The 11078-nt window shown below is 69.0% G+C and carries 10 protein-coding genes; 4 read left to right on the top strand and 6 right to left on the bottom strand.

Annotated features, from left to right (window positions below):
- Positions 1 to 80 precede the first annotated feature (80 nt).
- Entirely contained in the window at positions 81 to 200 is a 120-nt protein-coding gene (locus ABFX51_RS12805) for an SDR family oxidoreductase (protein WP_346053801.1), read from the top strand.
- A gap of 184 nt (positions 201 to 384) precedes the next feature.
- On the opposite strand, the gene ABFX51_RS12800 is transcribed toward ABFX51_RS12805, so the two are convergent.
- From ABFX51_RS12800 to ABFX51_RS12780, 5 genes are all read right to left on the bottom strand, one after another.
- Entirely contained in the window at positions 385 to 960 is a 576-nt protein-coding gene (locus ABFX51_RS12800; RefSeq protein WP_091515168.1) for a hypothetical protein, read from the bottom strand.
- 16 nt (positions 961 to 976) lie between these two features.
- Positions 977 to 2113, bottom strand: a complete 1137-nt coding sequence (locus ABFX51_RS12795) for a zinc-dependent alcohol dehydrogenase (RefSeq protein WP_245783383.1) — start codon at positions 2111 to 2113, stop codon at positions 977 to 979.
- A 133-nt stretch (positions 2114 to 2246) separates the two neighbouring features.
- Entirely contained in the window at positions 2247 to 3086 is an 840-nt protein-coding gene (locus tag ABFX51_RS12790; RefSeq protein ID WP_091515173.1) for a formate/nitrite transporter family protein, read from the bottom strand.
- A gap of 241 nt (positions 3087 to 3327) precedes the next feature.
- Positions 3328 to 3684 (bottom strand): putative quinol monooxygenase, encoded by a 357-nt coding sequence (locus tag ABFX51_RS12785; RefSeq protein WP_177228958.1) that lies wholly within the window; start codon positions 3682 to 3684, stop codon positions 3328 to 3330.
- 200 nt (positions 3685 to 3884) lie between these two features.
- Positions 3885 to 4541, bottom strand: a complete 657-nt coding sequence (locus ABFX51_RS12780) for an SDR family oxidoreductase (RefSeq protein ID WP_245783374.1) — start codon at positions 4539 to 4541, stop codon at positions 3885 to 3887.
- 96 nt (positions 4542 to 4637) lie between these two features.
- On the opposite strand from ABFX51_RS12780, the gene ABFX51_RS12775 reads away from it, so the two are divergent.
- Positions 4638 to 5564: a LysR family transcriptional regulator gene (locus ABFX51_RS12775; protein WP_091515178.1), complete on the top strand. Its 927-nt coding sequence runs from the start codon at positions 4638 to 4640 to the stop codon at positions 5562 to 5564.
- A gap of 1321 nt (positions 5565 to 6885) precedes the next feature.
- Here ABFX51_RS12775 and ABFX51_RS12770 read toward each other — a convergent pair.
- On the bottom strand, positions 6886 to 8250 hold the full coding sequence (locus tag ABFX51_RS12770) for an aminotransferase-like domain-containing protein (RefSeq protein ID WP_177228959.1): 1365 nt from the start codon (positions 8248 to 8250) through the stop codon (positions 6886 to 6888).
- Positions 8251 to 8419: 169 nt separating this feature from the next.
- Between ABFX51_RS12770 and ABFX51_RS12765 the strand changes: the two genes are divergently transcribed.
- Entirely contained in the window at positions 8420 to 9592 is a 1173-nt protein-coding gene (locus ABFX51_RS12765) for a trans-sulfuration enzyme family protein (protein WP_091515184.1), read from the top strand.
- Positions 9592 to 11073 (top strand): aldehyde dehydrogenase family protein, encoded by a 1482-nt coding sequence (locus tag ABFX51_RS12760; RefSeq protein ID WP_091515186.1) that lies wholly within the window; start codon positions 9592 to 9594, stop codon positions 11071 to 11073. Before ABFX51_RS12765 ends, ABFX51_RS12760 begins: the two co-directional genes overlap by 1 nt.
- Positions 11074 to 11078: the final 5 nt, after the last annotated feature.

The following is an 11078-nucleotide window of genomic DNA, read 5'->3' as shown; positions in this document are numbered from 1 at the left end:
GCCCTTGCCAGTCACCACGCAACCAAACCGGACCATAACCACCAAGCCACAGCCCATCCACACCCTCACACTGAGTGCCCTTGGGCCGCGCAGGCCAGCCGGCCGAACTCGCCCCGGTGTACGTGCTGCTCGCCTCCGACGAGGCCAGCTACGTTTCCGGAGCCCGAATCGCGGTTACCGGCGGCACGCCGGTCCTGTGACGTGACCCGCGCCCGCGGTCCGGTGAGGTGGTGCCCGGCGGGGACGGAGTGTGCCGCAGGACGACCAGGGCGGCTCGCTCCTCCCCCACCGCGCGGGCCGGGAGAACGGCCGCAGTTGTCCACAATGGACGCCGGAAGGCGGCCGCCACAGGCCGGGTCCCGGCCGTCCGGCCGCCGGTATGGATCACCGGCCCCCGCGCCGGAGCGTCCTCCTGATGGCCGCGAAGACCAGCCCGCCCGCCAGGACCCACGGCCCGGCGACGATGACCGGGTCCAGCATCTGGTGCTTGACGTCCGCGCGCTTCTTCCCCAACCGCGAGGACACGCCGTGCCGGGAGAACTCGCTGAGCACGCCGGTCTGCGTGACCGGGTTGTCGGGACGCAGGGTCAGCAGCGAACGGGCGTGGCTCTCCCACGCGTCCACCCGGTCCGCGGCCAGCAGGAGCAGCCAGTGCGCCGCGCGGCCCTCGCTGTACTTCCGGTAGGACAGTTTCCGCAGCATCCCCGAAAAACCCCTCGGCGGGCACGAAGTGCCGAAGACCGGGGTCAGGAACTCGTGCTCGATCGACCGTTCCCGGGGCCACTTCTCCGGCTGCCGCTCCGGGAACTCCCAGTGCGCGCCGGTGCGGTCCTCCTGCCACTGCAGCTTGGGCACCGACGGGCGGTCCTTCGGGTCGAGGTCGGCGCCCCAGCCCGGGATCCGGGCGCGCAGCTGGTCACTCGTCTCGGGCAGCGGCGGTCGTTCCGAGGTGTAGGTCATGGCACCTTTCCTTCCTTCAGCTGCCCGCGACGATGAGGGGCTTGATGCAGCCGTCCAGCTTCGCCGAGAACATGTGGTAGCCCTCGGCGATGTGCTCGAGCGGGATGCGGTGGGTGACGATGTCGCTGGGTTTCAGGTAACCGTTGCGGATGTGCTCGAACAGCCGCGGCCATTGCCGCTTCACGGGGCACTGGTTCATCCGCAGCGTCAGTCCCTTGTTGAGGGCGTCCCCGAACTTCACGGCGCTGAACACCGGCCCGTACGCACCCATCACCGAGATGGTGCCGCCCTTGCGCACCGAATCGATCGCCCAGTTGAGGGCCACCGGCGAGCCGCCCTGGAGCTTCAGCTTCGCCGACGTCACGTGCTGCACGAAGTTGCCGTCGGCTTCGGCGCCCGCGGCGTCGATCGCGACGTCGGCGCCGAGGTAGCCGGTGATCTTCTTCAGGTGCACGACGATGTCGTCGTACTCGCTGAAGTTGTACGTCTCGGCGTGGGCGAACGTGCGGGCCTTCGCCAGCCGGTACTCCAGGTGGTCGATGACGATCACCCGGCCCGCCCCCATCAACCAGGCGGACTTCGCGGCGTACAGGCCCACCGGGCCGGCCCCGAAGACCACCACCACGTCCCCCTCCACGATGTCGCCGAGCTGCGCGCCGAAGTACCCGGTCGCGAGCGCGTCGGTGAGCAGGACCGCGTCCTCGTCGTCCATCCAGCCGGGAATGACGGCGGGCCCCACGTCGGCGAACGGCACCCGCACGTACTCGGCCTGCCCCCCGTCGTACCCGCCGCAGGTGTGCGAGTAGCCGTAGATGCCGCCGACAGCGGTGGCGTTGGGATTGACGTTGTGGCAGTTGGAATACAGACCCCGAGCGCAGTACCAGCACGTCCCGCAGAAGATGTTGAACGGCACCATCACGCGGTCCCCCCGTGCGAGGTTCCGCACGCTGGAGCCCACCTCCTCGACGACGCCGACGAACTCGTGCCCGAACGTCATGCCGACCCGCGTGTCCGGCATCATCCCGTGGTACAGGTGCAGGTCCGAGCCGCAGATCGCGGCCCGGGTGACGTGGACGACGGCGTCGTTCGGGTGCTCGATGGCGGGAACGTCCTTCTCCTCGACACGGACCTTGTACGGCCCGCGGTAGACCATCGCACGCACGGCTTCTCCTCCGACCTGTGGTCGAACGGCCTCTGGGGCCCCCTCCCGGCACATACCCGTCCCGTCTCCGCGTAATCCTCCCGGGTGTTGCTCCGATGACGCCCGGCTGACCGGGCACCCCGGGTCAGGTCCCTCCACGGGCCTCCTGCTGGGCCTCCTCGACCCGGTGGGACACCCGGAGCAGCCGGATCGAGGTGACCAGTCCGATGCCCCCGATGATGTTGCCCAGCGAGGACCAGGCCAGCGCGAGGGCCCAGTCGGCCCACGAGTAGTGCGCCCTGCCTCCGAGCAGCCCGGCGAACATGAGGATCGAGTCGAGCACCGAATGGAACAGCTGCCCCCCGACGAGCAGGAACGGCATGGCCACCGCCGCGACGAGCTTGACCCCCATGTCGTTCGTGGCGTGCTGCATCCTGGTCATGAGAGTGATCACCGCGCCCGCGAGCACGGCCAGGAACAGCGAGCTCCAGGACACGCCCAGCGTCGCGTAGTGGTCGCCGGTCGCGGCGGCGGTGTCGCGAAGGCCGGGCAGCGCGACCACGATCATGCCGGCCATCACGAAACCCCCGGCGAGGTTCGCGGTGAGGGTGACCAGCCACAACCGGAACAACCGTGGCCAGGAACCGGTACCGGACGCCAAAGCGGTCACCGGCACCAGGAAGTTTTCGGTGAACAGCTCGCTGCGCGCGAGAAGCAGCGCGATGAACCCGATCGTGAACGCGGCGGCCGCCAGCAGCGGCTGGCCGGTCTCGTGCTTGACGACCAGGTAAGCCAGCACTCCCACGGCGACGTCGACGCCGCCGAGCAGGCCGGTGGCCAGCAACGGCAGCAACGGACGTCCCAGCCGGTCCCGCCCTTCGGCGATGATCCGGTCGAACGCCTCCTCGAGTTCCGGCTCGTCCCGGCTGCCGGCCTGGGACCGCAGGGGCAGAGTTGCGCGTTCGTCGTTCGAATCGTCTGACATCCTGCCTCCAACCGCGGCGGAACCCGGCGACCGACCGCATACCCGGACGGAGCGGACCTATTCGCGGGCGCCCCGCGGAGGTGCCACCGCGCCACGGCTGAGCGGGCCCTTGCAGGGCAACGGTTTCTTCCCGTGGGGTGGAGCACGGGAGTCGGCCGTGAGCGGGCGGCCGGTGACGACATGGCCAACGGCTTGCGGTGCTTGGGTCACGGCCGCAACGGTGCCCGCGAGTTCGATCCAGCTATATCCGCAGCCGAGCGGTGTGGGTGTCGTCGCCGGTGATCGTCAGCTCCGCCGGCTTCAGCATGACCGGATCGGGGCCGCTGGCCAGCAGATCCATCAACCGCGGCAGGTGCCCGACGAGCGCACCGTCGAGGTGTGCTTGGAACGCGGCGGGAGAGGCGTACTTCTCGATGAGCGTAAGTCGAAGCGGATCGGAGTCGGGCTCCACGTACAGCGCGAAGCGGAGGGTGCCGGGCTCGTCGCGAAGCACCTCGGTGCTCAGTTCGGAGAACTCCGCGAGCAGCTCGGCACCACGGCCAGGCTTGGCCTGGAACGTGGCGACAACGATGGTTTCGGCAGGAGACGGTTCGGACACGTGAAGCTCCTCAGGCGGAGAACGAACGGGGGAACTGCGACGGAGGCGGTTGGTGAGCGGCAGGTAGGCCGCGTCGGAACGCCATCAGGTAGCAGTGAAGGAGGCGGCATGCGCACGGGCGAAGCCCGCGAACGCGCGGGCAGGGCGACCGAGTAGTGCCGTCAGGTCGTCGGAGAGCCAGGGGGTATCGCCGTCGGCGATCAGCTCGAACGCCAGAGCGTTGTTCTCGGCTGCCGAGAGCGGCAGACCCGCTGCGCGGAAAGCGCTGACGTCCTCCTCATGCGACCGGGGTGTGAAGGTGATCCTGCGGCCCAGCACATCGGACAGGACGTCGGCGATGTCCGGGTACGACAGCAGCTGCGGGCCCGCAGCCAGTAGGTCTTGCCCGCGTGGGCACCGGGGTCGGACATCACACGCGCCGCCACGGCCGCGACGTCACGAGCATCGATCAGTCCGACTCGGCCCCTCCCTGTGGAGGCTGCGAAGCTGTCGGTCTGCGCGGTCCTCGGTGCCATGGCGAGCAGGTTCTGCATGAAGGCGTTGCTCCACAGGAGCGTGTATCCCATGTGGGTCAGCTTGACCACGTGCTTGACACGGGCCGCGGCGGTCGCTTCAACGACACCGAGCTCCTCGCCGGGCGCCGCGGGGCTGACCAGCACCACGCCGTCGGCATCTGTCACGGCGTCCTTGACGATCGCCGAGTCCCGCAGATCTCCAACGACGAGCTCGACGCCGGGAATACGCAGACCCTCGTGCCGCCCGACGTCGCGGACAAGCACACGCACACCGGCCCCAGCACTGGCCAACAACAGCGCCGCCTCGGTTCCGGCCTTGCCGGCCGTGGCCACCAGGATCATTGTTGCTCCTTCGAAGTCGGTCCGGGCAAGTCTGTCGCCGGCGGCGCGGGCGATCAACGAGACTTGTCGCAACGCAGCGATTAGTCTCAGTAATTGATGGAGATCTCGGTGGAGTTGCAGGAGTTGCGAATCTTCCTGGTCCTGGCAGAAGAGCGGCACTTCGGTCGGACTGCCTCGCGCCTGTTGCTGTCGCAATCCCGGGTCAGCCAGGCCATTCGGTCGCTTGAGCGCAAACTGGACGGCAGACTGTTCGAACGCACCAGCCGCTCGGTACACCTCACCGCGTTCGGCGAGGTCGTGCGTGACGACGTCGGGCAAGCGTACGCAGCCCTCGTCGAGGCACTTCAGCGCAGCAAGCACCGGGCGAGCTCGGTCGTCGGCACCGTCCAGCTGGGCATCTACAACAACTCGCTCAACGCCGGCCCGCAGATGACGGCGGTCGTGCGCGCCTTCACCGCCGCCCACCCCTCCTGCGCGGTTCATTTCGTCGACGTCGGTTCGGTACCCGATCCACTGGCGCTCTTGCGCAGCGGGCAGGTGGACCTCTACACCGCGAGGCTGCCACTTGATCAGCCCGACCTCACGATCGGCCCCGTGCTGGTGCGGCAACGACGCGTGCTGCTCGTCGCGGCGACCGATCCCTTGGCCGGCCGCGAATCGATCGACTACGACGAGATCGGAGAGCGCCCGGTGGGCACCCTCGGCCCCACACAGCCCCCCGAGTTCGCCGAGGCGTTCATCCCGTCCGTCACCGGCACCGGCCGACGGGTGCAGCGCACCGTCGGTAACCTCGGAACCGCCGTAGAGATCAACATGCAAGTCGCCCTCGGGCAGCTCGTCCATCCCACCGTGGAGGGCTGGACCGAGCACCACTACCACCCCGACGTCGTTGCGGTCCCGATCCGGGATCTCCCGCCGTCCGAGACAGCTCTTTGCTGGCTCACCGCCGTGAACAACCCGCGCACCAGCGCCTTCGTCGAGCAAGCCGTCGCGGTACTCGCGCAGTCGGACTCGCACCGCTGAGGCGATCTCAGCCAGGTCGTCGAGGTGGCGCGAGCGGACGCGCGGTCGCGGAGGGGCACCTCACCGGCGATTCCCCTTGGCCCAGCCCGCGTTCTGGACCCCGGAGCGCAGGCTGTCGAGGAGCACGGTGAAGCGCCCACAGCGTCGTGGTCACCAGGCGCGGGCCGAGGCCCCCGTCGCAGCGCCACCGCCTCGAGCTGCTTTTCCCGTGTTCCCCGGGCACGAGCAACGCTGCGGTCTCGTGCGGCGAGGTGGTGCGCGCACCTGGCGCCGATGGTGCCGGCTGGGAGGACCACGGTGTGCGCCCGGAGCCGCGAGCGGTGGTCCGGTGGGGCTGATGACGCGGGATGACCGTGCCTTGGATGTGACCAGCGAACGAGCACAGTGGACTCAACGACACATTGGCGATCTGGTCCACTCGGGGGCGGTGAACCACGACAACTGCGTGCGAATTCAGGTTTCCTCGCGGTGAGCTGAGCAGTTCCGCATCCCGCGCGGGCCTTTCGACGGGGCACGCTCCTCGGCTGCCCAACACGTTCTCGGGGCGATCCGTGCGCCCGCGTCGTTCAAGACCACGCAGATCGACTCGGTTCCGGGATTCTTCCCCTCAACGACCCGCTGGGGCGCGGAACCGTCAGGAGTGCCGTGCCGTCGATCTCGGCGCGCTTGCCCCACATCCGCAACACCTCCGGGTGCACATCCAGCCGGCCCGCGACCCCCGGCGGATCGCCGACCGCCGCCATCCACTGCCTCTCGGCCGCGATCGCCTCCGGTGCCAACCGCGTCGCCCATTCACGCAGCTCATCGCTGTACTTCCCCGGTGCCGGCATGCCCTGTGTCGTTCCTGGAATCACAGCCTGCACAAAACCCGGGGCGCATCACAAGCACGCCCCTGCGGATCCCAGGGCGGTGGATGCCAGCCGGCGCCGCGAAACCAAGCCAGATCATGACCGCCAATACCACAACGGCCGCAGTGATCGCCATCGCGGCGAAAGCTTCTTCGAAGCCCCGAAGTCGATAGTCCACATCGGCGGACCTCACTCACGCAATCGGATCAGTGCAGGAACCTCCGTGGGGCTGACGGGTGACGGCTTCCCTCCGCTGCGTCTGTGCCTCGTTGATCGCCTCGACCAGCGCGTCGATTACCGCGGAGCGGATCAACTACGCCGCAACCGTCTGGGCGGTCCTCGTTCCGCACGATGACGATCACTCCCGACGCCAAACGGGATCGCCATTCGGCCGCGATGCTCGGCCGTCGGTTCGGGGTGGCCACGGTCGCCGACGCCGGCCTCACGCGCCACCACCGATCCCCGTGCGGCGGTCAAACGATCGGATCAGGGTACACCGGGAGCGCCTCCGTGCTGTTCGCGTAGCTCTCCCACGCGCTCGCGAGCACAGCACACGCGTTCCGCAGCTCCGGCTCCGGGAGCGAATACGGCAGGCGGATGAACCGGTCCAGAACACCGTTCGGCGACAAGCGGGTGCCGGGCAGCAGGAGCAACTGGTGCCGCAGCGCGTGCTGGGCGAAGGCGCTGCTGGATCCGGAGGGCAGCATCGCCCAGCCCGAGAGTCCACCGGCCGGCCGGCTGACGGTCAGCCCGAGGGCGCGGGCGCTCTGAAGCGCCAGCTCGCGCTGGCGGGCCAGACGCTGCCGCCGGGTGACCAGGTACGTGTCCAGACCGCCTCCGAGGAAAAGACGTGCGGCCGCGAGCTGCTCCAGCAGTGGCGTGCTCAGGGTCGAGGTGAGCTTGAGGCTCGCGAGGGCCTGGATGGTCGTGGGCTCCGCGCGAACCCACCCGATCCTGAGCCCGGCCCACACGCATTTGCTCAGGGACCCCACGGTGATCGTGTTCCGCGCCGGCGCGAACGTGGCCAGGGGGGCCGGCATCACGAGGTCCTCGTCCACGGCGAGCTCCACGTTGGTCTCGTCCACGACGAGCGTGAGTTTCTCGCGTGCGGCGAACTCGGCCAGGTTCTCGCGAACGTCCTGTCCCATCAGGCGTCCCGTCGGGTTGTGGAAGTCCGGTGTCAGGTACGCCACCCTGGCCCGGTTGCGCCGCGCCAGGGTGGCCAGTCGTTCGACGTCCCAGGACGTCTCGCTGATGTCGAGACCGATGAGGTCGGCACGCGCTTGCCGGAGCCGGTCGATGACGCCAGCGTAGGCGGGTGACTCCAGCAGGACGGCGTCTCCCGGCTGGATCAGCAAACGGGTCACCAGGTCGATCGCATGCTGGGCGCCGGAGGTGACGAGGATCTGTTCGGAGTTGGTCGGAAGTCCCCGTCGCTCGAACCGGCGGGCGACGGCCTTCCGCAGTTCAGGAATGCCCAGCACGTCGTAGCCGTCACGGGCCGTGAACGACGCGACGTCGGCGGCGGCGCGCCCCAGGACCTCCACCACGACGTCGTCGGCACGGGTCGTCGCCTTCGACAGATCGAGGGGACCCGGCAGCGGCCCCGCCGCGGGGAGCCAGGAGCCGGATCTGGTGGTGGAGTCGTCGGGGAGCCGGACGTAGTTGCCGGAACGCGGATGGGAGTCGAGCAGCCCGGACTGCCGCAGCTCCTCGTACACCCTGACCGCCGTACTGCGGCTCAGGCCGAATCCCTCCGCGATGTGGCGGTGGGAGGGCAGCCGATCCCCGGGCGCGAGACGGCCGTCCAGGATGGCGTCCGTCAGCGCTCCGGACATTCGCCGGTACAGCGGCCCTGGCCTGCTCTGCCAAGGACCTAGAAGGCGTACCAGCCGGTCCAGTGACAGAGCAGCCTGCGATCTAGAGGTGACAGACATGGAAAAAACATACCAGCAATTGTCATCTGGCCTCTAATTATCAGGCCAGATTCGTCTTACCGTCAGCACCGTGAACATCACTACCTCGCTCATCCACGGTGACGACCACCTCCACTGGGACGCGGCTGTGACCCCGTCGATCGCGCAGGGCTCGAACTGGGAACTGCCCAGCACCGAGGTCCTGGCCCAGGTGGCGACGGAGCCGCTGTACCCCTACATGTACAACCGCAAGGGCAACCCGAATCACGAGCAGGTGGCCGCGATCCTGGCGCAGCTCGAGGGCGGCGAACGGGCACTGATGACCGCGTCCGGGATGTCGGCCGTGTCGACGCTGGCACTGGCACTGGTGCAGGCCGGCGATCACGTCGTCGTGCAGCGGAGCATCTACGCGGGGGTCAGCAACCTCTGTCACAACGTGCTTCCGCGGCTCGGCGTCGAGTGCACCTTCGTCGACCAGACCTCGACCGAGAGCTTCGAGACCGCGATCCGGGAGAACACGCGGCTGGTGCTGCTGGAGACGCCCAGCAACCCGCTGCTGGAGATCACCGACCTACCCGCGGTGGCGGAGATCGCCCACGCGGCCGGCGCCTACGTCGCGACCGACAACACCTTCGCGACCCCGCTGAACCAGCAACCGCTGGCACTAGGCAGCGACTTGTCCTGGCACAGCTGCACCAAGTACCTGGGCGGCCACTCGGACCTGCTCGCCGGCGCGGTGATCGGCTCCCAGGAGCTCATCGACCGGATCTGGCACACGCACGAGGTCCTCGGCGGGGTGCTGGCTCCGTTCAACGCCTGGCTCCTGCTGCGCGGTCTGCGGACGCTGTCCGTGCGGATGGCGCGGCACAACGCCAACGGGCTCGCTCTGGCCCGGGCGCTGGCGACCCATCCCGCCGTGTCCGCCGTCAACTACCCCGGGCTCGAGACCCACCCCGGGCACAAGATCGCCGCGCACCAGATGAACGGGTTCGGCGGCATGCTGTCCTTCACGCTTGCGGGTGGGTTCGAGGCGGCCTCGGCGTTCGTCACCGGCCTCAAGTACGCCAAGCACGCCTCCAGTCTCGGTCACGTGGGATCACTCGTCATCCATCCGGCCGCGATGTGGGGCGCGGCCATGACCCCCCAGGAACTCCGGGACGCCGGCGTCGATCCGGGTCTCATCAGGTTCTCCGCCGGTATCGAAGACGAGGAAGACCTGGTCGAGGACGTGCTCCACGCACTCGAGACGAGCGGGCGTCCTTGATGGCCACGGCCTTCCCTTCCCATGACGAGACCCGCGCCGAGATGGCGCGGCTCGTCGAGGCCGCGGTGAAGACTGCCGACATCGCCGCCGATGACGAGCTGATCGTGCGCGACCCGGACGACGGCAGCGCGGTGGCCTCCTTGCCGCAGCAGGATCACCGAGCGGTCGAAGCGGCCGTGACGGCGGCTTCGACCGCGGATGTCCCGCTGCCACTGGACGAGCGGATCCGCATCCTCGAGGCCGTCGTCGGCATCGTGTCCGCCGAGTTCGACGTGTTCGCACACGTGATCATGTCCGAGGGCGTCAAGACGATCCGTGAGGCCCGGGCCGAGGTGGACCGGTGCATCGAGACGCTGAAACTCAGCGCGGAGGCGGCCCGCACGGTTGCCGGACAGCTGATCCCGGTGAACTCCACGCGCCGGCTCCGCGCCCACACCGGCTACTACCGCTACCGGCCGCTCGGGGTGGTCGCGGCACTGACCCCGTACAACGACCCGTTGAATCTCGTCGCGCACAAGGTGGGACCGTCGTTCGCCGCGGGCAACCACACCATCTTGCGCCCGGACGAGCGGACCCCGGTGTCGGCACTTCTGCTGTGCCACGCGTTCTGGCGAGCCGGCACCCCTCTCCCGCAACTACAGATCGTCCTGGGTGAGGGGAAGACGGTGGTGCCCCCTCTCGTGTCGGACCCGCGGGTCCGGGCGATCACCGCGACGGGAGGACAGCGACTGCGACGCGAGATCGAGCGCGTCGCCGGGGCCCGGCGGATCCTGCTGGAACTGGGCGGAGTGTCCCCTGCCATCGTGACCCGGGACGCCGATCTCGCCCTTGCCGCGACCCGGCTCGCCGACGCCGCCCGGGGTGCCGCCGGCCAGAACTGCCTGCACCCGCAAGCTGTGTTCGTCGAAAGGCCGGTCCACACCGAGTTCCTCCGTTTGCTGTCCGAGCAGCTGGAAAAAACCGTGAGCGGGCCGAAGGCGGATCCCGCCACCGACATGGGCCCGCTGATCGACACTGCCGCTGTGTCCCGTGTGGACGCGCTGGCCGCCGACGCACTCGACCGGGGTGCGTCGCCGGTGTATCGGGGGCCAGAAGCGCTCTCGAGCCTGCATCGGCCACTGCTCGTGCTCCGGGACGTGCCCGGCGACGCGCGTCTCTGGCATGAGGAGGTCTTCGGTCCCGTGACAGCGACCCGGCCGGTGGACGATCTGGACCAGGCCCTCGCGCTCGCACGCGGAACCAGCGGCCTGCAGACGTCGGTGTTCACGAGCCGCCTCGACACGGCGGCGACGGCGGCGGCCGTCCTGCCGCACGCCAGCGTCGTGGTCAACGACACCGACACCAGGTTCGACGGGATGCCCTTCGGCGGCGACGGCAGCGCCGGACTCGGTCGCGAGGGGCCGTCGTTCGCGCTCAGGGAACTCTCCTCGGTCCAATCCGTACACCACAACCAGCCGATCGAGCGGCACCTGCCGCGCTAGAGAAG

The sequence above is a fragment of the Amycolatopsis dongchuanensis genome, from assembly GCF_039542405.1.
In the GTDB taxonomy this organism is placed as follows: domain Bacteria; phylum Actinomycetota; class Actinomycetes; order Mycobacteriales; family Pseudonocardiaceae; genus Amycolatopsis_E; species Amycolatopsis_E sacchari.
Note: the sequence above shows the minus strand (reverse complement) of the source record. Positions and strands in the feature narration are given on the sequence as shown.

What these genes read in the sequence shown, in the direction of transcription:
- ABFX51_RS12795 (WP_245783383.1), bottom strand. Translation starts at nt 2,113, where the DNA reads ATGGTCTACCGCGGGCCGTACAAGGTCCGTGTCGAGGAGAAGGACGTT.
- ABFX51_RS12800 (WP_091515168.1), bottom strand. Translation starts at nt 960, where the DNA reads ATGACCTACACCTCGGAACGACCGCCGCTGCCCGAGACGAGTGACCAG.
- ABFX51_RS12790 (WP_091515173.1), bottom strand. Translation starts at nt 3,086, where the DNA reads ATGTCAGACGATTCGAACGACGAACGCGCAACTCTGCCCCTGCGGTCC.
- ABFX51_RS12775 (WP_091515178.1), top strand. Translation starts at nt 4,638, where the DNA reads ATGGAGATCTCGGTGGAGTTGCAGGAGTTGCGAATCTTCCTGGTCCTG.
- ABFX51_RS12760 (WP_091515186.1), top strand. Translation starts at nt 9,592, where the DNA reads ATGGCCACGGCCTTCCCTTCCCATGACGAGACCCGCGCCGAGATGGCG.
- ABFX51_RS12780 (WP_245783374.1), bottom strand. Translation starts at nt 4,541, where the DNA reads ATGATCCTGGTGGCCACGGCCGGCAAGGCCGGAACCGAGGCGGCGCTG.
- ABFX51_RS12770 (WP_177228959.1), bottom strand. Translation starts at nt 8,250, where the DNA reads ATGTCCGGAGCGCTGACGGACGCCATCCTGGACGGCCGTCTCGCGCCC.